This is a genomic window from Hydrogenophaga sp. (genome assembly GCF_041633695.1).
Lineage (GTDB): Bacteria > Pseudomonadota > Gammaproteobacteria > Burkholderiales > Burkholderiaceae_C > Hydrogenophaga.
Genome location: NZ_JBFJMY010000012.1, coordinates 1 through 23353, shown reverse-complemented (window position 1 = coordinate 23353; position 23353 = coordinate 1). Strand labels below are relative to the sequence as shown.

The 23353-nt window shown below is 63.0% G+C and carries 22 protein-coding genes; 16 read left to right on the top strand and 6 right to left on the bottom strand.

What is annotated here, in order from left to right; genetic code table 11:
- Positions 1-72: 72 nt before the first annotated feature.
- Genes ABYB95_RS01600 through ABYB95_RS01570 form a run of 7 tightly spaced genes read left to right on the top strand, consistent with a single transcriptional unit; the run spans position 73 to position 7199 of the window.
- Positions 73-1098 carry a TRAP transporter substrate-binding protein gene (locus ABYB95_RS01600; protein WP_372656677.1) on the top strand — a complete coding sequence of 342 codons (1026 nt, stop codon included), beginning with the start codon at positions 73-75 and terminating at the stop codon, positions 1096-1098.
- A gap of 6 nt (positions 1099-1104) precedes the next feature.
- Complete coding sequence (locus tag ABYB95_RS01595) at positions 1105-1611, top strand: TRAP transporter small permease (RefSeq protein WP_372656676.1); 507 nt, start codon at positions 1105-1107, stop codon at positions 1609-1611.
- Positions 1611-2915 (top strand): TRAP transporter large permease, encoded by a 1305-nt coding sequence (locus tag ABYB95_RS01590; RefSeq protein WP_372656675.1) that lies wholly within the window; start codon positions 1611-1613, stop codon positions 2913-2915. The genes ABYB95_RS01595 and ABYB95_RS01590 overlap by 1 nt, the downstream gene beginning before the upstream one ends.
- On the top strand, positions 2912-3982 hold the full coding sequence (locus ABYB95_RS01585) for a phosphotransferase family protein (protein WP_372656674.1): 1071 nt from the start codon (positions 2912-2914) through the stop codon (positions 3980-3982). The genes ABYB95_RS01590 and ABYB95_RS01585 overlap by 4 nt, the downstream gene beginning before the upstream one ends.
- The gene (locus ABYB95_RS01580) at positions 3979-4494 is read left to right on the top strand and encodes a hypothetical protein (protein ID WP_372656673.1); all 516 of its coding nucleotides are present in this window, start codon (positions 3979-3981) and stop codon (positions 4492-4494) included. Before ABYB95_RS01585 ends, ABYB95_RS01580 begins: the two co-directional genes overlap by 4 nt.
- Complete coding sequence (locus ABYB95_RS01575; RefSeq protein WP_372656672.1) at positions 4491-5621, top strand: hypothetical protein; 1131 nt, start codon at positions 4491-4493, stop codon at positions 5619-5621. Before ABYB95_RS01580 ends, ABYB95_RS01575 begins: the two co-directional genes overlap by 4 nt.
- A gap of 24 nt (positions 5622-5645) precedes the next feature.
- Positions 5646-7199, top strand: coding sequence for a long-chain fatty acid--CoA ligase (locus ABYB95_RS01570; RefSeq protein WP_372656671.1), 1554 nt, complete (start codon positions 5646-5648; stop codon positions 7197-7199).
- Between the two features lie 49 nt (positions 7200-7248).
- On the opposite strand, the gene ABYB95_RS01565 is transcribed toward ABYB95_RS01570, so the two are convergent.
- Entirely contained in the window at positions 7249-7842 is a 594-nt protein-coding gene (locus ABYB95_RS01565) for a TetR/AcrR family transcriptional regulator (protein ID WP_372656670.1), read from the bottom strand.
- Positions 7843-7952: 110 nt separating this feature from the next.
- On the opposite strand from ABYB95_RS01565, the gene ABYB95_RS01560 reads away from it, so the two are divergent.
- The 8 genes from ABYB95_RS01560 (at position 7953) to ABYB95_RS01525 (ending at position 16850) form a co-directional block, all read left to right on the top strand.
- Positions 7953-9212 (top strand): NAD(P)/FAD-dependent oxidoreductase, encoded by a 1260-nt coding sequence (locus ABYB95_RS01560; RefSeq protein WP_372656669.1) that lies wholly within the window; start codon positions 7953-7955, stop codon positions 9210-9212.
- 126 nt (positions 9213-9338) lie between these two features.
- Entirely contained in the window at positions 9339-10190 is an 852-nt protein-coding gene (locus ABYB95_RS01555) for an ABC transporter ATP-binding protein (RefSeq protein ID WP_372656668.1), read from the top strand.
- Positions 10187-10966 carry an ABC transporter ATP-binding protein gene (locus tag ABYB95_RS01550; RefSeq protein WP_372656667.1) on the top strand — a complete coding sequence of 260 codons (780 nt, stop codon included), beginning with the start codon at positions 10187-10189 and terminating at the stop codon, positions 10964-10966. Before ABYB95_RS01555 ends, ABYB95_RS01550 begins: the two co-directional genes overlap by 4 nt.
- Positions 10959-12821 carry a long-chain fatty acid--CoA ligase gene (locus ABYB95_RS01545; protein WP_372656666.1) on the top strand — a complete coding sequence of 621 codons (1863 nt, stop codon included), beginning with the start codon at positions 10959-10961 and terminating at the stop codon, positions 12819-12821. The genes ABYB95_RS01550 and ABYB95_RS01545 overlap by 8 nt, the downstream gene beginning before the upstream one ends.
- The gene (locus ABYB95_RS01540; RefSeq protein ID WP_372656664.1) at positions 12818-13690 is read left to right on the top strand and encodes a branched-chain amino acid ABC transporter permease; all 873 of its coding nucleotides are present in this window, start codon (positions 12818-12820) and stop codon (positions 13688-13690) included. The genes ABYB95_RS01545 and ABYB95_RS01540 overlap by 4 nt, the downstream gene beginning before the upstream one ends.
- Positions 13690-14736 carry a branched-chain amino acid ABC transporter permease gene (locus ABYB95_RS01535; RefSeq protein ID WP_372656663.1) on the top strand — a complete coding sequence of 349 codons (1047 nt, stop codon included), beginning with the start codon at positions 13690-13692 and terminating at the stop codon, positions 14734-14736. The genes ABYB95_RS01540 and ABYB95_RS01535 overlap by 1 nt, the downstream gene beginning before the upstream one ends.
- A gap of 50 nt (positions 14737-14786) precedes the next feature.
- Positions 14787-15950: an ABC transporter substrate-binding protein gene (locus ABYB95_RS01530; protein ID WP_372656662.1), complete on the top strand. Its 1164-nt coding sequence runs from the start codon at positions 14787-14789 to the stop codon at positions 15948-15950.
- 84 nt (positions 15951-16034) lie between these two features.
- Positions 16035-16850, top strand: coding sequence for an enoyl-CoA hydratase-related protein (locus tag ABYB95_RS01525; protein ID WP_372656661.1), 816 nt, complete (start codon positions 16035-16037; stop codon positions 16848-16850).
- 27 nt (positions 16851-16877) lie between these two features.
- On the opposite strand, the gene ABYB95_RS01520 is transcribed toward ABYB95_RS01525, so the two are convergent.
- The 5 genes from ABYB95_RS01520 to ABYB95_RS01500 all read right to left on the bottom strand — a co-directional run bounded on the left by ABYB95_RS01520 (position 16878) and on the right by ABYB95_RS01500 (position 22242).
- Complete coding sequence (locus ABYB95_RS01520) at positions 16878-18038, bottom strand: acyl-CoA dehydrogenase family protein (protein ID WP_372656660.1); 1161 nt, start codon at positions 18036-18038, stop codon at positions 16878-16880.
- A 19-nt stretch (positions 18039-18057) separates the two neighbouring features.
- Positions 18058-19209, bottom strand: coding sequence for an acyl-CoA dehydrogenase family protein (locus ABYB95_RS01515; protein WP_372656659.1), 1152 nt, complete (start codon positions 19207-19209; stop codon positions 18058-18060).
- 65 nt (positions 19210-19274) lie between these two features.
- A complete protein-coding gene (locus ABYB95_RS01510; protein ID WP_372656658.1) occupies positions 19275-20081 on the bottom strand; it encodes a crotonase/enoyl-CoA hydratase family protein in 807 nt (268 codons plus the stop codon).
- Positions 20078-21244, bottom strand: coding sequence for an acyl-CoA dehydrogenase family protein (locus ABYB95_RS01505; RefSeq protein WP_372656657.1), 1167 nt, complete (start codon positions 21242-21244; stop codon positions 20078-20080). The genes ABYB95_RS01510 and ABYB95_RS01505 overlap by 4 nt, the downstream gene beginning before the upstream one ends.
- Before the next feature lie 407 nt (positions 21245-21651).
- Positions 21652-22242: a TetR/AcrR family transcriptional regulator gene (locus ABYB95_RS01500; RefSeq protein WP_372656656.1), complete on the bottom strand. Its 591-nt coding sequence runs from the start codon at positions 22240-22242 to the stop codon at positions 21652-21654.
- A 143-nt stretch (positions 22243-22385) separates the two neighbouring features.
- Between ABYB95_RS01500 and ABYB95_RS01495 the strand changes: the two genes are divergently transcribed.
- Positions 22386-23353, top strand: a 968-nt coding sequence (locus ABYB95_RS01495) for an acyl-CoA dehydrogenase family protein (protein ID WP_372656655.1), incomplete at its 3' end; no start/stop codon positions are given.

The following is a 23353-nucleotide window of genomic DNA, read 5'->3' as shown; positions in this document are numbered from 1 at the left end:
CGTCCCGTCGGACTATTATATAGCTTGCCAACTGTTGTTCGTTCTCACGCCAACTCAACCCAGGAGACAAGCATGCGCATTTCCTTCCCCAGGCTCACCGCAGCCATCGTTTTTGCCAGTGCCTTCGCCGCACCCGCCGTGGCGCAGACGACCGTCCTCAAATACTCCAACTGGCTGCCACCGGGGCAGGCGATGCGCATGGAGGTGGTGGAGCCGTGGATTGCCGAAGTGGAGAAAGCCACGCAGGGTCGGGTCAAGATCGACACGGCACCCAAAGTCGTTGGCAGCGTGCCGGCCCAGTTTGATGTAGCCCGCGACGGCCAAGCCGATCTGGTGATCTTCATTCCCGGCTACACCCCCAACCGCTTTGACCTGTTGGAGGTCTTGCAGCTGCCTTTTGTGAGCGACAACCCCGAGGTGTTCGCGCCGCTGGCCGACCGCTTCTACCGAAAAAACCTCGCTTCGTACAACGAGTTCAAAGGTGTTCACCCGCTGTCGGTCTACGTCGTCTCGCCCGGCCAGGTGTTCAATTCGAAGCGCCCATTGCGCAGCCTCGCGGACTTCAAAGGGCTGAAAATTCGCAGCCCGCAGACCAGCGCTACGCAGGCGCTGACGCTGATGGGGGCGGTGCCGATTTCCAAGCCGGTGAGCGAAACCTATGAGCTGCTGTCTTCGGGCGTTATCGATGGAACATTCATGCCGCCCGAATCGATTCCAGCGTTCAAGCTGACCGAGCTCGTGCCTTACGCCACCATCGTTCCGGGAGCCATCTACAACACCGTGCTGGTGCTGGGCATCAACGAGGACAAATGGAACTCGCTGCGTGCCGAGGACCGAGAAGCGATCTCCCGCATTTCCGGTGAGGCGTTTGCGCGCAACATCGGTCGTGCCTACGCCAAGGGCGACAAAGCCGCATTTGAATTGATGCGCAAGGCAGGCAAACCAGCCGAAGTGTTTCCAGCGGAGGCTCTGGCCGAGATGAAAAAGGTCTTGCTGCCCATCGAACGCGACTGGATGGAAAAGGCGAAGAAAAAGGGCATGTCCGACCCGCAGAAGGTTCTTGAACAACTGCGTGCCGACATCGCTGCCGCCCAGTAACCCGCCATGTCTGCAGTCCGTTCCGGTCGCCGCATCGCCCAAGCCATGGAGGCGATTGGCGCGGCCACTTTGCTGATCTTGATGGTCACCGTGTTCATCGATGTCGTGGGTCGCAACCTGTTCAACGCCCCGCTGCCATGGGGCACTGAACTGTTGGAGATGGTGTTGGCCCTGATGGTGTTCGCGCTCTACCCCCTGCTGGCGCTGAGTTTCGGGCACATCACCGTGGACCTGATCCAGGTGCGTCCGAAGTTGCGCGCCCTGCAGCGCGCCGTGGGCAGTGCTGTCGGCGCAGTGGTGTTTGCGCTGATCGCCTGGTGCCTGGTGCGCCAAGCGATCCGTGCAGCCAGCTATGGTGAAGCCACGCCGCTTTTGAAGGTACCGCTGTCCTGGGTGCTTGGCGCCATCGGCATCATGGCCGCCGTCAGTGCCATGGCCTTCCTGCTGGCCATGGCGCGCGCCGTTCGCCATCCAGGTGCGTCAGGTGCGCCGCAATCTACCGAGGTTCTCTGATGCTCGCAGCCTGCCTTGGTTTTCTCTTTGCGTTTTCGTTCATTCTGTTCCAGGTTCCCATCGCCACGGCGCTGGCGTTCACCGGTTTTGCCGGCTATGTGCTGCTCAACGGCCTCACACCAGCGTTGAGCATGGTGGCCACCGTCACCCAAGACAGCACACTGGCGTATTCGCTGATCGTATTGCCGCTGTTTGTGCTGATGGGCAACCTCGTGGCAGGGGCCGGCATTTCGGGTGACCTGTTCCGCGCGGCGCAGGCATTCATCGGCAAACGCCGCGGTGGGCTGGCCATGGCCACCGTGGTGGCCTGCGGGGGCTTCGGTGCCATTTGCGGATCCAGCGTGGCCACGGCCGCGACCATGGGCAAAGTCGCCATTCCGCCAATGCGCCAGCTTGGCTATGGCGACTCCCTTTCAGCGGCGGCGGTCGCTGCGGGCGGCACCCTGGGTATTTTGATCCCGCCCAGCATCATCATGGTGGTGTACGGCGTGGCCACCCAGACCCACATCGGTATGCTGTTTGCAGCGGGCATCGTGCCCGGTGTCATCGCCATCATGGGCTACGTGCTGGCGGTGAAGTGGTCGACTTGGCGCGACCCGTCCGTGGCCCCGCTGGCCGAGGGCATGGAGAAGGTCGAAAAGCTGGCACTGCTGCGCACGCTGTGGCCGGTGGCACTGATTTTCGGTGTGGTCATGGGGGGTATTTACGGTGGGTTCTTCACCTCCGTCGAGGCCTCCGGCGTGGGCGCGTCGGCCGCCTTTGTGTTCGCGCTGACCCACCATTCGCTCAAGCTCAAGGACGTCTACACGATCCTGGTGGACACGGCGCGCACCTCGGCCATGATGTTCGCGATCATCCTGGGGGCGGCGCTGTTCGGTGAGTTCGTCAACCTAACGGGCGTCCATGAGGGCCTGCTACAGCTTGTGCAAGACAGTGGCTTGCCGCCGTTCGGCGTCATCCTTCTGATGATCGTGGTGTACATCTTGCTGGGCACAGTTCTGGAAAGCCTGTCGATGATCTTGCTCACGGTCCCGATCTTCTTTCCGATCATCCAGTCCCTGGGTTACGACCCCGTGTGGTTCGGCATCGTGATCGTGATGGTGGTGGAGCTGGGGTTGATCACACCGCCGATTGGCGTGAACCTCTTCGTGATCCGCTCCGTCATGCCCGACATTCCGATGATGGCCGTGGTGCGCGGTGTGATTCCGTTCATCGTGGCGGACCTCGCGCGCATCCTGCTCATCGCCGCCGTGCCGGCCATCTCCCTGTGGCTGCCGCACCTGCTGTTCAAGTCAACGACATGACGTTGCCCGGAAACACCGATACCGTGAACCCTGTATTCGATCCTGCTGCACCCGAATTGCCGGAGCGCCTAGAGGCGTGGCTGGCCCTTCGCTGGGGCAAACCCGTCAGAGTATCTGGTCTAAAGCGCTTTCCCGCCGGCTTGTCCTGGGTGACGATAGGCTTCAATGCCGCATCGCCGGGGGAGAAGCCGCTTGAATTGATTCTGCGCGTGGGCGACCCGGGCGGCCTGTTCTCGCCCTACAGTTCACGGCCCGAATACGAGGCGCTGGCCGCGCTGTCCAGCGTGCCCGGCCTGCCGATTCCGAAGGCCTATGAGCACAGCGACGACCCGTGCATCCTGGGCGCGCCCTTCGTCATCACCCAGCGGGTGCATGGCGACACGCCCACGCCCTGGCGTGGCGCGGACGAGCGTGGCGAAGCGGCCAACCAGTCGCTCGGCCGCGACTTTGCAGACGCGCTGGGCGCCATCCACGCCTTTGACTGGACGGGCACACCGCTGGCCGAATGGGCCCACGGTCGCGAAGGCCCGATCACACCGCAAACCGCCGCTCTACACGAGACGCGTTATTGGGCAAGGCATACCCAGATGCGTGGAGGCCCCACATCGCCGCAGATGCACTACGCCATGCGCTGGCTCGAAGCGAATGCGCCCGAAGCCGAGCGCATCACCATCGTCCACGGTGACTACCGGGTGGGCAACTTCCTGCAGCACGAGGGCCGCATCACGGCCATCCTCGACTGGGAGCTGGTGCACCTGGGAGATCCGCACGAAGACCTGGCCTGGGCTGGGTTACGCACCTTCGCGGCGGGCACCACGCGCATCGGCGGGCTGATCGACCGCGAGGCGTTCTACCGACGCTGGCAGGACATGACGGGCTTGCGGGTCAGGCACGAGGTCGTGCGCTACTACGAGGTGCTGGTTCAGTTCAAGATGGCCTCGATGTTGATGGGTGCCATGATCCGCGTGCAGACCGGTCGTTCGCGCGATGTGCGCATGGCAGCGATGGGCTTCCAGCTCACTTCCACGCTCATGGAGCTCAACAAGCTGATCGCGGAGGCCGGATGAACCAGTCACTCGAAGCCCTGATGGGTAGCATCTGCCGCGCGCTGCGCGACGAAATTCTTCCAGAGCTGCAAAGCGATCACGCACGCTCCCAGCTGGCCGGCGTCCTGGACGTGCTGGGCAAGGTCGAAAGCATGGTGGTGTGGTCGCCCGACGTGACGCGCGAACAACTCGATCTGCTCGAATCCTGCCTCTCGCAAGCTGCGGCCCGCATCGCCGCTGCCGGTACCACCGTACCGGTCGGCATTGCAGTCGCCGCGTCGGTTGGATCCGTGACGCAGGCCGCTCTACAGGCCGCGCTGGCGGACGCTGAGCGCCGCTTCGCATTGCTGACCGACTGGTTGTTTTCGACACCAGGGGGGCTGTCGTCGTCACTCCGAGAGGACCTGCACGACCTGATTCGAACGGCGCTTCGCAACACGCTCAAGGCGCAGCGGCGTCTCGTTCCCAGCGCCGATTTTTCATCAATGACCGCGCCGCGCCCGCAAGCCGACGCACAAGGAGATCACACATGATATTTGCCCAAGACGACCTCATCGGCCACCAGGCCCCTGCACCATTTACCCAGCGCGCCGGCAACGGTGATGCCCGCTTCACCGAGCGCTACTGGTACACGCTGCACCCCGTTTCGGGCACGGTAGATGGCGCGCCGATGATCATCGACATTGGCATGGGCTACTACCCCAACAAGGGCGTGATGGACGTGTTCGCGGGCATCACCGTGGGCCGCAAGCAGCACAACTTTCGCGCCTCGAGAACGCTGGGCGTGACGCCACTGGACGCCGGCGCGGGGCCGCTGCGCATCGAGGTGGTTGAGGGCATGAAGCGGCACCGGCTCACCCTGGTGGACAACGGATCCGGTTTCAGCTTCGCGTTGGACTTCGAGGCCAGCTTTCCCGCCGCGCAGGAAAAACAGAACTACCGCGAGCGCAAGGGCGAGGTCGAGGAGGATATGGTCCGCATCTCGCAGTTCGGCCGCTGGAGCGGCTGGTTCGTCATCAATGGTGCACGCCACGAAGTGACGCCGCAGCTGTGGTGGGGGCAGCGCGACCACTCGTGGGGTATTCGCTCCGAAATGCGGACCGACGAGGCGGCACCCCCGGTGCAGCAGCACAGCGCATTCTTCTGGACTTGGTCGATGTTCCAGTTCGAGGACATGGGCATCTCCATTTTCTTGAAGGAGCGCGAGCCCGGCAAGCCGCACTACTTGTCGGCGTCCGAGTTCGTGCGCGCCGCCGACGGCAGCGTGACGCACCGCGAGGCCACCGGTGCGACCCACGAGCTCGAATGGGCCGATGACCCGCTGGGCCAGACCATCGTTGCCGGCAGCTTCACGCTCGAATTCGCCGAAGGCCCTTCGCGCACCGTGCGCATGGAAGGCCAAGAGGCCCGGTTCTACTTGAAAGGTGGTCTCTACGGGGGCTTCAACGGCTGGAACCACGGCGACCACAAGGGGGACTACCATTGCGAGCACGACGTCTGGGACCTTGACGACGCAGCCACGCGTGCCAGAGCCCGCACGCTCGGAGACCATGTGGTGCGTGCGAGTTGCGACGGCCGTGTGGGTGTCGGGATCAGCGAATACGGTGTGGCCCAGGGTTACCCCCGCTACCCGGAACCGCAGAAGCACCCCGCGCTCTGAAGTCAGAAAGACAGGAGACCCACCATGCAGATGACACAGGCGCTCACACGTGCCGTGCAGACCCGGCGCAACCACACCGCCACCATCTTTTCTGGCCGCAAGCGCACCTGGAGCGAACTTGGCCAGCGCGTGCCTCGGGCGGCAGCGGCTTTTCGGGCGCTGGGGCTGGAACCGGGTGACAGGCTGGGCATTCTTGCACTGAACAGCGACAACTACATCGAGGTTTTTTTTGCCGCCGCCTGGGCCAACCTGGTGCTGGTCCCGCTCAACACGCGTTGGGCTGTGCCCGAGAACATCTACACGCTGGACGACGCGCAGTGCAAGGCCTTGATCGTGGACGATGCCTTTGCTCCACAGCTGCCACAACTGCTCGCGGGCCATGCGATGGCGTACGTGATCCATGCGGGCGAGGGCGATACACCCACCGGAATGTCCGGCTATGAGGCGCTGATCGCCGGAACGCAACCCATGGCCGACGAATGCGGTCGGGACGACGAACTGTGCGGCATTTATTACACCGGCGGTACGACGGGCAACCCCAAGGGGGTGATGCTGTCGCACAAGAATTTCATCGCCGCTTCGGTGAACTGGATTGCAACATTGCACTTCAACGAGGACACGGTGTACATGCACTCGGCCGGTCTGTTTCACCTGGCAGGCTGCTCGCCGGCCATTGCGCTCACACTGGCTGGCGGCACCCATGTGTGTTTGCCCAAGTTTGACGCGCTGCTGGCGTTCGACGCGATCCAGACGCACCGCGTCAACTACTGTCTGTTCGTGCCGACCATGGTGAACATGATGGTGAACCACCCGAGCTTTGGCCAGTACGATCTGACCAGCGTGCGGTACTGTGAATACGGTGCTTCGCCCATGCCTGTGCAGGTGTTGGCCATCGCCATGGAGAAGCTGCCCACCTGGGAATTCATTCAAGGCTACGGCATGACGGAGTCGGCCGCGCTCACGGTGAGCCTGCCTTGGCGCTACCACTTTGACCAGAAGGACATGCCCAGCAAGCGGCTGGCCGCCGGGCGTGCTGCCTACGGCGTTGACGTGCGCATCGTGGGCGAGGATGGCATGGAACTGCCACGCGGCACCAATGGCGAGATCGCGGTGCGCGGCGCGCAGGTCATGATCGGCTATTGGCGCAAGCCCGAGGCTACTGCCGCCGCGCTGCGCGATGGTTGGCTGCACACGGGCGATGCCGCTTATATGGACGAAGACGGTTTTATCTACATCGTCGATCGCGTGAAAGACATGATCATCAGCGGTGGCGAAAACATCTACTCGCGCGAGGTTGAGAACGCGGTGTACGCGCACCCCGCCGTGCGCGACTGTGCCGTGATCGGCATCCCCAATGCGGAGTGGGGCGAGTCCGTGCACGCGGTGGTGGTACTCAAAGACGGGCAGGTGGCCAGCGCGAAGGACATCATCGACCATTGCCGCACCAAGATCGCCGGCTACAAGGTGCCGCGTTCGGTCGACTTCAGTGACGCGCTTCCACTGTCGGGCGCCGGAAAGATCATGAAGAACGTGCTGCGCGAGCCATTCTGGCGGGGCAAGGAACGGGCGGTGAATTGAACACCTGTTCTCGTCTCTTTCCTCGGCGAGAGGGCCGGGGCAAGGCGTTTTAGGTCCCGCGAAATCCGTCCAGGAACAGTTGCGAGATCCGATCGGCCAGTTCCCCTGGCGAGATCGCACCGTTCTTTTCATACCAGGTGAAGGTCCAGATCACCATGCCGAACAGCAGCAGGGCGTATGGCGAGTGCACCTTGGCGGGGGCCATGCGCCCAGGGTTGATCTCGCGCAGCAAACCCACCATGAGGTGCATGAGTTCCAACTCCAGTTTGCGCACGTCTTCGCGCTGTAGCGGAGGCAGGAACTTGATGTCGTTCATCAAAACGAGATGGTGGTTGCGCGACTTGGCGCCTTCCTGCACGAACGCGTCCACGAAATGTTTGAAGCGCTCCGGTGCGGGCAACGGCTCTTCCACGATGGCCGACAGCACGGCGACCTGCTCGGTGATGTGCTCCTTCACGATCGAGTAGAGCAGGTCTTCCTTGCTCGAGAAGTAGTGGTACAGGTGCGACTTCGATGCGCCGCAGGCGGCGGCTACGTCGCTCATGGTCGCGCCGTCAAAACCCTTCTGAGCGATGAGCGCGACCGCCTTGTCCAGGATGACCTGCTTCTTGAGCTCGTAGTCGTTGGCCCGTACGCGCGTCATGGCGAATTCCTCCCAGATGTCATATTGGCTTGCATTGTGGCATTTTCCCTTTTATATTAGACCGACTAGACGGACTATAAGTCCAATGCCCATCACTTGCTAGGGACCGCATGGATAACACCGAGACATTGGTCGTCATTGGCACAGGACATGCCGGCGTCGAACTGGCCTTCGCGGCGCGACAGCAGGGATGGGCAGGCGCCATCGTGTTGTTGGGCGAGGAGTCCCACTTGCCGTACCACCGGCCCCCGCTGTCCAAAGCATTTCTTTGCGGTACGGTCGACGCCGCCTCGCTTGCGCTGAGACAGGACACCGCTTTCGAAAAATCGGATATCGCCTTGCGACTGGGTTGCCGCGTTCGTGCCATTGATCGGGCCGCGCATGAGGTGGTGCTGGACGACGGCACCGCGCTGGCCTACACCAAACTCGCGCTGTGCACAGGAGGGCGCGCCCGCGCGCTCGATGTGCCCGGCATGGAGGGCGGGCCGCCGAGCAACCTGCACAGTCTGCGCACGCAGACCGACGCGCTCGCCATCGCAGGCTTGGTGCGCGAAGGGGCGCGGGTGGTCATCGTGGGTGCGGGCTATGTGGGCCTGGAGGTGGCCGCTTCCGCGCGCAAACTCGGCGCCACGGTGACCGTGCTCGAATCACAAGCGCGTGTGCTCGCACGCGTCACCGGTGCGACGCTCTCGGCATTTTACGAATCTGTGCACCGCGAAGCCGGTGTCGATCTGCGCACCAACGCTTCCGTGCAAGCGATAGAGCGCGATGCTTCGGGTGCGGCGACTGCCGTGCTCTGCGGTGACGGCACCCGTCTGCCGGCGGACGTGGTGATCGTCGGCATCGGCATGCTGGCCAACACCGCACTCGCGGAGGCGGCAGGCCTGCGCGTGGAGGGGGGCATCGTGGTGGACGAACACGCGGTGACCTCCGACCCCGATATCTTTTCCGCCGGCGACTGCACGGTGCACGACAGTGCGCTGTATGGCCGCCGCGTGCGCTTGGAGTCCGTGCCCAACGCGCTGGAACAGGCACGCGCAGCAGCAGGCTGGCTGTGTGACAAACCCAGACCCAACCACGCCGTGCCGTGGTTCTGGTCGGACCAGTACGACCTCAAGTTGCAAATGACCGGTCTGGCGGACGGACACGATGCGTGCGTCGTGCGCGGCTCGCTCGTGGAACGCAGTTTCTGCGCGTTCTATTTGCGCGCGGGCCGGGTGATTGCCGTCGATGCGGTCAACCGCCCGGCCGACTTCATGCTGGCCAAGAAGGCCGTGGCCGCTGGGGCCTGCGCCGATCCGCAAGCACTGGCGGACACCAGCATCGCCTTGAAGGACCTTTTGGCGCTTGCTTCGCCCAGCCTAGGGTAAATCCTAGGCAGCGGAGGCGGCCTTTCAACGACATAATCGCATCAATTAAAGACCGACGGGACGGACTAATAATAAAGTCCGAAGCCCATATTTCTCAACACAGCAAAGCCCCCGAACCTCAGACCCATGTCTCTCCTACCCACAGCCGCCGCCCCTCCAAAGGGTGCGGCGCACGCCCAAGCTTCCGTGCTGGCGATTCACAATATCCAGATCGTCTATGGCGGCGCCATCGAGGCGGTGCGCGACGTGTCCCTCGAAGTGCAGGCCGGCCAGATCGTGGCGCTGCTCGGCTCCAACGGCGCTGGCAAGTCGACCGTTCTCAAGGCGATTTCTGCCGTGCTGGACGCCGAAGATGGCGAGATCGAAAAAGGCTCGATCCAGCTGTTTGGCCAGAACATCGAGAACGCGGCTGCACCCGAGATCGTGCGCCGAGGCCTGGTGCAAGTGCCTGAAGGCCGTCGCCTGTTCGCCACCCTCACGGTGGAAGAGAACCTCCTGGTAGGCGCCCACCTGCAGAGCCGGCAGATGCTCGACGAGGAACGTCAGAACGTGTTCCGCCTGTTTCCGCGCCTGGTCGAGAAGCGCGACGTGATCGCTGGTTACCTCTCAGGTGGTGAGCAGCAGATGGTGGCCATTGGGCGGGCGCTCATGAGCCGGCCCAAGGTGCTCGCGCTGGACGAGCCCTCGCTGGGTCTGGCCCCGTTGGTCGTGTCCGAGATTTTCTCGGCCATCGAAATGCTGCGCGAAAAGAACGGCTTGACCATCTTGCTGGTGGAGCAGAACGCGAGCCGCGCATTGGCGATCGCCGACTACGCCTACATCATGGAAAACGGACGCGTGGTGCTCGACGGCACCTGCGAAGCGCTGCGCCGCAACGCCGATGTGCGCGAGTTCTACCTGGGTCTGAGTGCCCAGCAGGGCCAAACCAGCCTGCGCGATGTCAAACACTACAAGCGCCGCAAGAGGTGGTTGTCATGAGCGCGCCCATCTTGGACGTGCGCGGCGCCACGAAGAAGTTCGGTGGCGTGACCGCCGTCAACAACGTCAGCCTGAAGGTCATGCCGGGCGAGATCGTCAGCCTGATCGGACCGAACGGCGCGGGCAAGACCACTTCCTTCAACCTCATCAGTGGGGTGCTTGACCTGAGCGCGGGCCAGGTCTTCTTCAAGGGAGAAGACACGGCGCGGCTGAAGTCGTCCGACTACGCGCGCGCCGGCATTGGCCGCACCTTCCAGAACCTGGCCTTGTTCAAGCACGGCACGGTGGTGGAGAACCTGCTCACCGGTCGCCACGTGCATTTCAACTACACGGTGCTGGAGTCGCTGATGTTCTGGGGGCGGCCACGGCGGGAGGAGATCGCGGCGCGCCGCAAGGTCGAAGAAATCATCGAATTCCTCGAAATCGAGGAGTTGCGCGACAAGCCGGTGTCTCAACTGGCGTACGGCCAGCAAAAGCGTGTGGAACTCGGGCGGGCGCTGGCGTGTGAGCCCAGCTTGCTGCTGCTGGATGAAATCGTCGCGGGCATGAACCGCGAGGAGAAGGAAGACATCGCGCGGTTCACGCTCGATATCCGGGACGAATTTGGAATTTCGGTGCTCATGATCGAACACGATATGAAGGTGGTGATGGACCTCTCGGACCGCATCTATGTGCTGGACTTCGGCATGCTGATTGCGGAGGGCACGCCAGCGGAAGTGGCCGCCAATCCGGTGGTGCTGCGGGCCTACCTGGGCGGGGAGGCCGAGCATGTTTGAGCACGCGCAACTGATCTGTGGCGAAGCCACCATGCCCGGCCTGCTGCGCCAACGCGCGCAAGAGCGGGGCTCGCAGGTGGCGCTGCGGGAAAAGATCCACGGCATCTGGCAGGGCAGAACCTGGCTGGAGTACTACCAGATCGCGCGCCGGGTTGCGCATGGCCTCACCCAACTGGGCTTGCAGCGCGGCGACCGCATCATCATCGCGGGCGAAGACGTGCCCGAATGGTTCTACGCCGACCTGGGCGCGCAAATGATCGGCGTGCAGGTGGTGGGTGTTTACCCCACCAACCCATGGGCGGAGGTGCAATACATCGCAAGCCACTGCCAGGCGAAGCTGGCGATCGCGGGCGATCAGGAGCAGACCGACAAAGTGCTGGATGCCATGCGCGAGGGCAACGGCCTGCCGCACCTGGAACACATCTTCTGTGTGGACATGAAAGGCTTGCGCCACTACGAGGCGGGGCGGCCGCACGCGTTCGGGCATCTGCTCGAACTGGGTGACCAACTCGTGGCCGAGGACCCGCAGGCCGAGCTTCGGCTGGACGCGCAGATCGACGCATTGCTGCCCGACGACGTCAACATCCTCGTCTACACCTCGGGCACCACCGGCCCACCCAAGGGCGCGATGCTCACGCACCGCAATTTTGTCTACGGTGCTTACGCGTACATGGTCGCTCGCCAGATGACGGACAAGCCGTTCGAGTCGGTCTGCTACCTGCCGCTGTGCCACGTGGCCGAGCGCACCTATTCCACAGTCCAGCACCTGATCGCGGGTGGCTGCGTCAATTTTGCAGAATCGATCGACACGGTGGCCACCAACATCCGTGAGATCGGGCCGACCTTTTTTCTTGGTGTGCCTCGCATCTGGGAGAAGCTGCAGCAGGGCTTCGAATTCCGCATGAAGGACAGCGGCCGCGCGCAGCGCTGGCTCTACCGCGTCGGCATGAAACGTGGCCGCGTGTTGTCGGACCACCGGGCCGAGCATGGCCGGCTCACAGGCCTGGTTGACCGGATCGAGTTCGGATTCTGGTATTTGCTGTTGTTCCGCAACATGCAACGCCACATGGGGCTGAACCGCACGCACACCCGCATGTGTGGTGGTGCCTCGGTGTCGCCGGAGACGCTGAAGTTCTTCGACATCATCGGGCTCCCGGTGGGGCAGGGCTATGGTCTCACCGAAGCCGGTGGCCTGGCCTTCGTCCAGGTGCCCGGGCGGCCATTCATTTCGGGCAGCTGTGGCCCGGCCATGGAAGGTGTGGAGTGGCGGCTCCAAGAAGATGGTGAGGTGTTTGTGCGCTCGCCCGGTGTGTTCAAGGGATACCTGTTCGACGACAAGGGCACAGCCGACATCTTGTCGGCCGATGGCTGGATCGCGACGGGTGACATCGTCGAGAAGCGGGGCGATGGTGAGATCGTGGTGGTCGATCGCAAGAAGGCCATCATCATCACCAGCGGTGGCAAGAACATTGCACCATCCGAGATCGAGAACGCGATCAAGGACAGCCCCTACGTGCGCGAGGCGATCGTCGTGGGCGAGGGCAAGAAGTTCCTGGGTGGCCTCGTTCAGATCGACTTCGACACGGTCGGCCGTTGGGCCGCCGAGCGCGACCTGCAGTACACGACCTACAAATCGCTCACCCAGTTACCCGAAGTGCTTGAGTTGGTTCAGGGCGTGATCAACGAGGTGAACGCGCGATTTGCACGCGTAGAGAACGTGCGCAAGTTCGTGCTGCTGGAGAAGGAGCTCGACCACGACGACGGCGAGCTCACCGCAACCCAGAAGGTGCGCCGCGGGCTCATCAACAAGAAGTTCGCACGCGAGCTCGAGATCATTTATGGAGGCGCGCAATGAACTATTTTGTTGAACTGGTGGTGTCCGGCCTGGCGGTCGGTGCGATCTACGGCCTGGTGGCCATGGGCTTCGCCGTCATTTACAAGGCCACGGGCATCGTCAACTTTGCGCAGGGCGAGATGGGCATGCTCAGCGCCTACGCCACGTGGGCGCTGGCGACCACGCTGGGTACCGGGAGCATCCTGACCGTGTTCTTGGCGGTGGCGATTGGTGCGGTGCTGGGCCTGATCTGCGAGCGCCTGGTCATGCGGCCCATGTTGGGCGAGCCGGTGCTGTCGGTGGTGTTGGTGACCGTAGGGCTGGCCGTGGTGCTGCGTTCCGTGGTCACCATCATCTGGGGCGCATCGCCTCACAAGTTCGAGGTCGCCGGTGCAGACGACATTGTGCAGATGGGCGATATCGGCATGCGCGTGAGCCAGTTGGGGGTGATCGCAGCCCTGCTGCTGGCGGTCGCGGGCTTTTGGTTTTTCCTGGGCCACAGCCGCTTTGGCGTGGCGATGCGGGCGGTGGCCGCCGACGAGAAAACGGCGCGTTTGATGGGGGTTTCCACCGCGCGGGTGCAGTCCGTCGCGTGGGCTTGTGCATCCGGTCTGGCGGGTCTGGCCGGGGCCCTGTTTGCGGTGATCTACGGCCTCACCCCCACGGTGTTCGCACTGGGTCTCAAGGCGTTTCCGGCCACGGTGTTGGGCGGCTTTGACTCGGTGCTGGGCTCCGGCGTCAGCGGTTTGATCATTGGCGTGTTCGAAAACCTGGTGGGCGGCTACTTGAGCAGCGGCCTGAAGGAGGTCGCGGGCTTCATGCTGATCCTGGTGGTGCTCATGGTGCGCCCTTTTGGGCTGTTTGGCGAAAAACGAATCGAAAGAGTCTGATGCGAAGTGGATATTTCAAAGAACACTACGACGGCCTGATCGTCCTCACGGACTCGCCGACCGTCAAGGCGTGGGTATTGCTCTTGCTGGTGGCGTTGGTGGCCGCCCCCTTTCTGTTGAGCAACTTCGTGCTGTCCTACGTCATCATCATCCTGTTCACCTTGATCGGTGCGCTGGGCCTGACGGTGCTGACCGGTTTCGCTGGACTGATCTCGCTGGGACATGTGGGCTTTTTGATGTTGGGCGCCTATTCCTATGCGATCGGTGTCACGCGCCTGGGTCTGCCGCCGGAGTTGGCGTTGGTCCTGTCGGCGGTGGCCCCGGCTTTCTTCGGCTTGCTGGTGGGCCTGCCGTCGCTGCGCTTGCATGGGCTGTACCTGGCCATCACCACGCTGGCTTTCAGCTACATCGTGAGCGCCGGCATTCTGGCCGGTGGCCAGTTCACCGGCGCGGGCAGCGGGATCATGGTGGAGCGGCCCACGATGCTTGGCTTTGACCTCTCCAGCGACCGCGCCTTCTACTGGTTCTGCCTGCTCATGTGCACTCTGGCCGTTCTGGTCACGCTCAACCTGCGCCGCTCGTCCTTCGGGCGGGCACTGGTGGCGGTGCGCGACAACGACATCGCCGCGCGCACCATGGGCATCAGCCTGGTGCGCTACAAGCTGTTGGCGTTCCTGATCAGCGCTGCGCTCACCGGGGTTGCCGGTGCGCTCATGGGCATGTACGTGAGCATCGTCAGTGTCGAAGCCTTCCCGTTCCTGCTGTCCATCGAGGCGCTCGCCATCATCATCGTGGGCGGACTGGGCTCGGTGCTGGGCGCCGTCCTCGGAACGATTTTCATCGTGACGCTGCCCGAAGTCTTCAGCACGCTCATGCACGGGGTTGGTGGCGCCTTGCAAGAGGTGATGACCACCAGCGCTCACGAAATCAAGAGCGTGTTGTACGGGCTGGCCATCATCGGATTCTTGCGCTTTGATCCGCGTGGCCTGCGCGGCATCTGGCACGACATCCGCCAGGCCTGGGTGTTCTGGCCCCTGCGTTACTGATCCCCATTTTCCCCAGCGACACCTCCATCTTTCAACCACAAGGAGACAACATGAAACGCACTCTGATCCATCTGGCTGCCATCGGTTTATTGACCGCCGGCACCGCCCTTTCCGCCGTCGCCCAGCAAGGGGTGACGGACACCGAGATCGTCATCGGCGACATCGTGCCGATGACCGGTCCTCCCGCGTTGCTGGGCGTGCCCCACACCATCGGTGTGCGCTTGGCGGTCGCCGAGGTCAATGAGGCTGGAGGCATCAACGGCCGCATGGTCCGAATGATCTTCGAAGACGATGGTTATGTGCCCGCACGCACGGTGCAAGGGGTGCGCAAGCTGCTGAATTCGGACAAGGTGTTCGCCTTGACTTCGATGTCGGGTTCTGCGCAGGGCCAGGCGGTTCTTCCTCTGATTCGCCAGTCCGGCATTCCGGTGATCAATTCGCTGAGCTTTTCGGACGATGTTCACACGCCGATTTCGAAGAACATCTTTGTGCTGGGCACCCGCCACCCGTTGGTGACCGAACAGCTGACCGCTGCGCTGGATGCCCGCTTCCCTGGGCGCAAGTGGGGCCTGATTTCGCAAGACGATGAGTATGGCGAGATGACCCGCGTCGGTTTCGAAATCACCGAAAAAGCGCGCAAGCTGGATGCCCCCTTCAAGACCATCTACAAGAAAGGCCAGTCGGATTTTTCTTCGGAAATCCTGCGTGCCAGGGAGTCGGGCGCCACCGCGATTTATGCCGGCGGGGTGTTGAGCGAGAACGTCGCCATGGTGAAGGAACTTGAGCGCATCGGCCTGAAGGATGTACCGGTCGGCATCTCTTACGTGGCGCAAGTCCCCGCGATCGTCAAGCTCATGGGGTCCGCTGGTGAGAACGTGTACACCATGGACTATGTGGTCGCCCTCAGCAGCGACAAAGGCAAGGCGTTCATCGAGCGTGCCAAGAAGCATTTGCCTGCGGCCGATGTGGAGCGCATCCACCGGTTCACGCTCACCGGCTATTCAGGTGCGAAAGTGCTGTTTGAAGCGATGCGCGGCTGCGGCAAAGCGTTGACCTGGGAATGCACGATCAAGAAGCTCGATGAAGTCAAGAACTTCGATACCGGGGTCTTGAATTCGCCCATTTCCTTCTCGCCGACCCAGCACTTGTCCATGCCAGAGCTGAAGCTGCTCAAGGCCAACCCCGCCACGATGCAGTTCGAGCAGGTCAAGTAACGTCCACCAATGCCCGGTGCGGCGGACGAGGGACTGGTGCCCCTTGTTCCGCCGCTTTTCCGATTCTGAATGGAGTACATGCGCATGACGCAGCAGCCTTTTGTTCTGTACGCGGTGGAGGCGGGTGTGGCCACCCTGACGCTCAACGACGGGGCCCGCATGAATCCCCTGGGAGATGACTTGTTGGCTGAGCTGGTGGATGCGATAGACCGTGTGCGAGAAGACCGTTTGGTCAGGGCTGTGGTGCTGACCGCCCAGGGCCGGGCGTTTTGCGCCGGCGCCGATCTCTCGCACTACATGCAGCGTCTGCACACACCGCAGGAGGGCTGCTCGCTTGGACAGTACGTCGGCAAACTGATGAACGAGCACGCCAACCCCGTTGTGGTGGGGCTGCGCGAGCTGCCGGTGCCGGTGGTGTGCGCCATCAACGGCGTGGCGGCCGGCGGTGGTTTTGGGTTGGCGCTGGCCGGTGACATGGTGATCGCGGCCCGATCGGCCTATTTTTACCTGCCGTTTTTTCCGGCGCTGGGCGTGGTGCCGGACATGGGGGCTAGCTGGGTCATGCCCCGTGCCATGAGCCGCGCACGCACCCTGGGGCTGGCCCTCACGGGACACAAACTGCCGGCGCAGAAGGCCGCAGACTGGGGTTTGATCTGGGACTGCGTGGACGACGAGCAACTGCAGCCGCAGGCCATGCGGATCGCCCTGCAGCTCTCCGAACTGCCTTGTCATGCGATCCTTGAGGCCCGTGCCCTGTTTGCCGCAGCGGAGACCAACACGCTGGAGCAGCAGCTGGACCTTGAGTGTGCGCGCCAGGAGGAGCTGATCGATGGCGAGAGTTTTGCTGAGGGCGTGCGCGCATTCACGGAACGGCGCAAGCCGGTTTTTACGGGCCGCTGAGGTGCCGCGCCCCCGGCTCTGTTCGGGTCAGAGGCGCTTTCCAACTTCCTCGAGCATCACTTCGGTGGCGCCGCCGCCAATGGTCTGAATACGGGCGTCACGGGTCATGCGCTCGATCGCCATGCCGCGCATGAAGCCGCTGCCGCCATGCAATTGCAGGCAACTGTTGACCACTTCGACGTTCACCTCGCACGCGAATATCTTCGCCATCGAGATTTCGCGCACGCAATCTCTGCCTTGCGCTTCGAGTTCGGCCGCGGAGTAGGTGAGCGCGCGCGCGGCCGTGACCTTGGTCGCCAGCATCGAGAGTTTCTGGCGTGTGGCTTGCAGGTCCCATAGCGTGCCGCCGAAGGCTTGTCGCGTCCGGACGTGGTCAAGTGTGATCTCGATCGCCCGCAGGCTCGATCCGATGCTGTTGCCCGCCATGACCAGGCGCTCGTTCTGGAAGTTGTCCATCACGGCGTAGAAGCCCTTGTTCTCCTCGCCCAGCATGTTCTCGGCCGGCACCCGCAGATTGTCGAAGTACAGCTCTGCCGTGTCCGAGCACAGGTCTCCGTGCTTGTCCAGCTCGCGCGCCACAACCAGACCGGGCGTGCCCTTCTCGACAATGAAGAGCGAAATGCCACGGCTGCCCTTCGCTTGCGGGTCGGTGCGGGCCGCGACGATGTAGAGGTCGCCGTGGACACCGTTGGTGATGTACAGCTTGGAGCCGTTGATGACCCAGTGGTCTCCGTCGCGCGTTGCCCGCGTCTTCATGCCTGCAACGTCGGAGCCGGCACCCGCCTCGGTCACCGCGATGGCCACGATCTTTTCGCCTTGGATGATGCCGGGGAGGTACTTGTGCTTTTGCTTGTCGGTGCCACGGCGGCTGATATGCGTGGAGGACATGTCCGTGTGCACCAACACGGAGGCCGGCACGCCGCCGTAGCCGCTGCGGCCGAGTTCCTCGGCCCAGAGCACGGAGGCGACGGGGCCCATGTCGGTGCCGCCATGCTCGACCGGGTGGCGCATGCCCAGCAGGCCCAACCCGCCCAGACGGCGGAAGATGGCGCGGGGGACGCGGCCTTCGCGTTCCCACGCGTCGGCGACCGGGATGACCTCTTCGGTGACGAAGCGGCGCACCTGTTCGCGCAGCATGCGCAGTTCTTCGGTGATGCAGAGCGGGTCGTTCAATTCAAGCGTGTTCATGGGACTTCCAGGCCTTGTTTCAGAGCAGTTTGGCGACTTCATCGAGCATGACGGCAGCAGCCCCGCCGCCCAGCGAGTAGGGGCGGGCATCGCGGAAGATGCGTTCAATTTCTGTGCCCCGCATGTAGCCGGACGCACCGTGCATCTGCACGCAGGCGTCTGCCATGCGCTTGAGCATCTGCGGGATCTGGGACTTCATCATCGATGTCTCCAGGCGCACGCTTTCACCACGGTCTTTCTTGGTTGCGGCGTGGTAGAGCAACAACTTGGCCGCGCTGAGCTCGGTGGCGTAGCCGGCCAGCTCGTGCCGGATGGCCTGCAGATCCCAAAGTGTGCGGCCATAGGCCGAGCGCGTCTTGACGTGCTCGAGTGTGATGACGAGTGCACGCTCCATCATGCCAACGCATTGTGCGCACATGCTCATGCGCTCGCGCTCAAGGCCCTGCATCAGCATGTAGAAACCTTTGCCTTCTTCGCCCAGCATGTTCTCGGCTGGCACCGCGAAATTGTCGAAGAACAGTTCGCTCATGTCCGACGCACACCAACCCGTCTTGTCGAACTTCTTGCCGGTGGTGAAACCCTGGCCGCCTTTCTCGATGACGAAAATGGAAAAGCCGTTGCCACCCTTTGCTTGCGGATCGGTGCGGGCAATGGTGATGAAGACGTCGGCCGAGAGCGCGTTGGTGATGAAGGTCTTTTGGCCATTCAAGATCCAATGTTCGCCTTGGCGGGTTGCGGTCGTTTTCATGCGCGTCAGGTCCGAGCCACCGCCGGGCTCGGTGACTGCGAAGCCCAGGACACGTCGGCCCGATGCGATGTCGGGCAGAAAACGCCGCTTCTGGTCTTCGGTGCCTGCGCGCACGATGACCGGCGCGGCCATGTCGGCGTGGTCGGAAATCGATGCGGCGAAGCCGCCGAAGCTCGAACGCCCGATTTCTTCGCCGAAGACGACCGTTCCGCGTGCGTCCAGCTCGGTGCCGCCAAAATCCGACGGAATGGCCAGGCCCAGGAACCCGAGATCGCCCATTTGCTGGTACAGCTCACGCGGCAGCATGCCTGCTGCTTCCCACTCCGCCGCTCGCGGGACCACATCTCGCGCAACGAAGCGGCGGAGCTGTTCACGAAACTGGCGGTGTTCGTCGGAGAGGTATTCGTTGTCAAGGTTCAGCACAATGGACTCCAGGAGCCGGCCTCGTTGGCAGGCCGAAAAATGGGAAGAGATCGGTAGGGGGGGCCTCACCCGATGAATACCGGCGCGCGACCCTCACGGGAGGCGAATACGGTTTCCATTTGGTTGGGTGTGCCCAGCAACGCTTGCTGCTCGACGGTCTCGGCCAGCAGACCTGCGGCAGCCGCGCGTGAACTCTGGCCCGCAAACAGGCGCTTGAGCGCACGCACCGCGTCCGGGCTGCGTTCGGCGATTTCGCGGGCGGTCGCCCAGGCCAGCGCGTGCGGGTCGGCGTCGACGCGGGTCACGAGACCGTAGCTCAGCGCCTCAGCGGCTGGGAAGACGCGGCCCGTAAAAGCAAGTTCGCGCACCACGTCGTCGCGCATCAGGTCGTAGAAACGCACGGTGCCACCCATGTCCGGTACCAGCCCCCAGTTGACCTCCATGATCGACAGACGGGCGTCGGGCGTTGCGTACCGCATGTCGGCGCCCAGCGCGAGCTCCAAGCCACCGCCCAGTGCGAAGCCGTGCACGGCCGCGATGACCGGCATCGGCAACTCGCGCCAGATCCAGGCGGCGTACTGAAAGCGGTTGGACAGACCGTGGGTACGTGCAACGAGGTCGCGCGTGCCTGCAATGCTGCCATCCTTCATGTCCGCCAGAACCTGCATGTCGATGCCCGCGCAGAAGCCCTTGCCTTCGCCAGCCAGGACCACCGCCCGAACCCCACGTTCGTTCCGCAGGCGCTCGCCAGCGGCGATCAATGCGTCGAACATGGCGCCGTCCAGGGCATTGGATTTGTCGGTTCGCACGAGCGTGACGCAGGCAACCCCGTCTGCTCTCACTTCAACTCTCACGCGTTCTTCGTTGCTCATTGGAAAGCCTCCTTGTTGAGCCGTTTGGCCACTTCTTCCAGCATCACTTCGGTAGCCCCACCGCCGATGGTCAAGATGCGGGCATCTCGCGTCATGCGTTCGATCGGGCAGTCGCTCATGTAGCCCGCTCCTCCATGCAGTTGCAGGCAATCGCGCATGATGTCCTGCACCGTTTCACCGGCCAGAGCTTTGACCATCGAGACTTCGCACACGCAGTCTTCTCCTTGGGCCATCCGCACGGCGGTGTCGTGCACGAGCGTGGTCACTGCCTTGTGCCGAGCAGCCAGCATGGCCAGTTTCTGGCGGGTCGCTTGCAGATCCCACAGGGTGCCGCCGAACGCCTTGCGCGATTTCAGATGGTCCAGCGTGATTTCAAGCGCGCGGCGTCCGAGTCCAACCGCCATGGCACCCAGAACCAGCCGTTCGTTCTGGAAGTTCGCGAGGATGGCTTGGAAGCCGCCGTTTTCAACGCCCAGAAGGCTGTCGGCTGGCAATCTCGCTCCGTCGAACACCATGTCGGCGATGTCGGAGGAATGCAGGCCAAGCTTGCGTGGCATGGGCCGGATCTCAAGCCCAGGTGTGTTGCGCTCCACGATGAACAGCGAAATGCCCCGGCTGGGCTTGGCGCTTGGGTCGGTGCGAGCGGCCACGATCATCACGTCGCCATGCAAGGCGTTGGTGGCATAGGTCTTCACGCCGTTCAATGCCCAGCCATCTGCATCGCGCCGCGCCAGCGTCTGCATGGAAGCCAAATCTGAGCCCGCGTCTGGTTCGGTCACGGCAATGCCGCAGATGAGTTCGCCCGACAACATGCCCGGCAGGTAGCGTTGGCGTTGTTCCGGCGTCCCTCGGTGTCCGATATGGGTGGAGGACATGTCGGTGTGGATGAGAACCGCTTCGGCAACGCCGCCGAACGAGGATGCCGAAATTTCCTCGGCAAAAACAACCGAGGCGATGGGACCGAGCGGATTGCCGCCGTCTGCGTGCGCATGGCACAGGCCGAGCAAGCCGAGTTGGCCCAGCCCCCGGAACACCGAGTGCGGTGTGGTGCCCGTGTCTTCCCAGGCCTCACCGTGTGGCTCGATCTGTTCGCGCACATGGTCGCGAACGGTATCGCGCAGTTGGACAATGCGCGGGTCTGCGAATGAGAGGGGCTGGGTCATCGATCGGCGCTCTCAGGAAGGTGCTCTGGCATCTGGACTCCCATGTGTCTGGGCGGCATCAAGGCGCGCCCGTGAGGATTTAGCCGTCAAGTTTATAATAAACCGTCAAGTCGGACTATTAATGGATTTCCCTAAGCCTGCGTACAAGCAAGTGTTATGGCTTTGTGTGGCTTCGCCGGTTGGGGTCCGTTGACACCCGTGGCCAAGGGGGTTGTGAGCACCCCTGATCCGGAGCGCTGCGTTCGGTATGCCGGCAATGAGCTGGTCGCCCACCAAGCACCTGGCGACCAACGAGGCGCGCCTCTCCCAGATTCAGAACGGGCGCTGGAAGGTCGTGCTCGACTACGACCAGATGAAAAAATGAGCGGCGCGCGCCTGCATGTGCGCGGTGAATGCCGCCGCGCGGGTTATTTTTCCGCCAGAAACCCGAGCAGGAACAGGCGCGTGATGCGCTCGCAAAGTTCGTCGGATTTCATCGGGCCGCCCGGCCGGTACCAGTAGTCGGTCCAGTTGAGCATGCCCAGCAGCATCATGGTGTAGGGCTTGTAGACGCTGTCCTGCAAGCCTGGGTGGATTTCGCGCAGCAGGTCGGCCACCTGGTCGGTCACTTTTTTCTCAAGCTGGCGCAGAGGGGTCTGCATGGCCTTGGGCAGAAACTTGACGTCGTTCATCGCGATCACATGACGCCGCCGCGATTGCGCCGATTTCTGCGCGTAGGTCAGCACAAAGGCGGCGAAGCGATCCTTCACGGGTTTGTTGCCGGCCACCGCTTCGTCTACGCTCGCGATCACTTTCTCGAGGTGCTCGGTCAGCATCGCGCTGAGCAGGTCGTCCTTGGTCGGAAAGTAGTGGTACAGCATCGACTTGGTCGCGCCGCAGGCCTGCGCGATGTCTTGCATCTTGGCGTTCGGGTAACCCACCTTCGCAAAAAGCGCGGCGGCGCTGTCCATGATGGACTGGCTTTTGGCGTCGTAGTCATCGGATCGCACGCGTGGCATGTCTGTTCCCTCTTTGCAGCCGCTGGCGCGGCCTTTGCGAGGCGTGAGTGTACCCGGACCCTCATGGGTGCTGGTATATCGACGGCATTTAATAACCCGACGTGTCGGACTATAATAAATGCAAAACCACTTGGAGACGTGACATGAGCCTGCCTTACTTCTGTGAACCCGACATCGTTGATGAAGACTTGCGCATGGTGCGCGAGCAATTGCGCCGCTACGTCGACGAAGTGATCGTGCCCAATGGCGACGCCTGGGAAGCCAGCGGCGAGATCCCTCGCCACGTCTTCACCGACCTGGGCGCGATGGGCTTTCTGGGTATGCGCCACCCCGTGGAATACGGCGGCGGCGGCCTGGGTGCGCTGTCGTCGCTGGTACTGGGTGAGGAGTTGTCGCGTTCGACCTTCGGTGGCGTGGCCTCCGCGCTCACGGTGCACAGCGACATGTCGCTCTCGCACATCGCACACCGCGGCACCCACGAACAAAAGCAGCGCTACCTGCCTGCAGCCTGTGCGGGCGAAAAAGTGGGTGTGATCTGCGTGACCGAGGCCCATGCCGGCTCCGACGTGGCGGGCTTGAAAACGCGTGCCGAACGCACGGACGGCGGCTGGGTGATCAACGGCTCGAAGATGTTCATCACCAATGCCGTGTTCGGCGACATCTACATCGTGGCCGCGCGCACCGACCCACATGCCAAGGGCAGCAGAGGTCTTTCCCTGTTCATTGTGGAGAAGGGCAACCCGGGCCTCAAGATCGCGCGCAAGCTGGAAAAACACGGCTGGCGCTCGTCGGACACCGCCGAGCTCTATCTCGAAGACCTGCATGTGCCGCACGACGCGTTGCTGGGCGAGGAGGGCAAGGGCTTCTACTACATCATGAGCACGTTCCAGAACGAGCGTCTGGTGGTCGGTGCTTTGAGTTCGGGCACGGCTTCGCGCGCCATCGAACTGACGGTGGAATACGTGAAGCAGCGCCAGGCCTTTGGCAAGTCGCTCTGGGACCAGCAGGTGGTGCGCAACAAGCTGGCCTGGATGGCTTCAAAAACGGCGGCGGTGCGCTCGCTCACCTACCAGTGCGCGCAGATGATCGACGAGGGCAAGGAGATCGTGCG

Coding starts and splice junctions, on each gene's coding strand:
- ABYB95_RS01510 (WP_372656658.1), bottom strand. CDS start 20,081: ATGAGCAACGAAGAACGCGTGAGAGTTGAAGTGAGAGCAGACGGGGTT.
- ABYB95_RS01550 (WP_372656667.1), top strand. CDS start 10,187: ATGAGCGCGCCCATCTTGGACGTGCGCGGCGCCACGAAGAAGTTCGGT.
- ABYB95_RS01575 (WP_372656672.1), top strand. CDS start 4,491: ATGATATTTGCCCAAGACGACCTCATCGGCCACCAGGCCCCTGCACCA.
- ABYB95_RS01505 (WP_372656657.1), bottom strand. CDS start 21,244: ATGACCCAGCCCCTCTCATTCGCAGACCCGCGCATTGTCCAACTGCGC.
- ABYB95_RS01565 (WP_372656670.1), bottom strand. CDS start 7,842: ATGACGCGCGTACGGGCCAACGACTACGAGCTCAAGAAGCAGGTCATC.
- ABYB95_RS01520 (WP_372656660.1), bottom strand. CDS start 18,038: ATGAACACGCTTGAATTGAACGACCCGCTCTGCATCACCGAAGAACTG.
- ABYB95_RS01600 (WP_372656677.1), top strand. CDS start 73: ATGCGCATTTCCTTCCCCAGGCTCACCGCAGCCATCGTTTTTGCCAGT.
- ABYB95_RS01525 (WP_372656661.1), top strand. CDS start 16,035: ATGACGCAGCAGCCTTTTGTTCTGTACGCGGTGGAGGCGGGTGTGGCC.
- ABYB95_RS01590 (WP_372656675.1), top strand. CDS start 1,611: ATGCTCGCAGCCTGCCTTGGTTTTCTCTTTGCGTTTTCGTTCATTCTG.
- ABYB95_RS01540 (WP_372656664.1), top strand. CDS start 12,818: ATGAACTATTTTGTTGAACTGGTGGTGTCCGGCCTGGCGGTCGGTGCG.
- ABYB95_RS01580 (WP_372656673.1), top strand. CDS start 3,979: ATGAACCAGTCACTCGAAGCCCTGATGGGTAGCATCTGCCGCGCGCTG.
- ABYB95_RS01585 (WP_372656674.1), top strand. CDS start 2,912: ATGACGTTGCCCGGAAACACCGATACCGTGAACCCTGTATTCGATCCT.
- ABYB95_RS01545 (WP_372656666.1), top strand. CDS start 10,959: ATGTTTGAGCACGCGCAACTGATCTGTGGCGAAGCCACCATGCCCGGC.
- ABYB95_RS01595 (WP_372656676.1), top strand. CDS start 1,105: ATGTCTGCAGTCCGTTCCGGTCGCCGCATCGCCCAAGCCATGGAGGCG.
- ABYB95_RS01535 (WP_372656663.1), top strand. CDS start 13,690: ATGCGAAGTGGATATTTCAAAGAACACTACGACGGCCTGATCGTCCTC.
- ABYB95_RS01560 (WP_372656669.1), top strand. CDS start 7,953: ATGGATAACACCGAGACATTGGTCGTCATTGGCACAGGACATGCCGGC.
- ABYB95_RS01570 (WP_372656671.1), top strand. CDS start 5,646: ATGCAGATGACACAGGCGCTCACACGTGCCGTGCAGACCCGGCGCAAC.
- ABYB95_RS01530 (WP_372656662.1), top strand. CDS start 14,787: ATGAAACGCACTCTGATCCATCTGGCTGCCATCGGTTTATTGACCGCC.
- ABYB95_RS01555 (WP_372656668.1), top strand. CDS start 9,339: ATGTCTCTCCTACCCACAGCCGCCGCCCCTCCAAAGGGTGCGGCGCAC.
- ABYB95_RS01500 (WP_372656656.1), bottom strand. CDS start 22,242: ATGCCACGCGTGCGATCCGATGACTACGACGCCAAAAGCCAGTCCATC.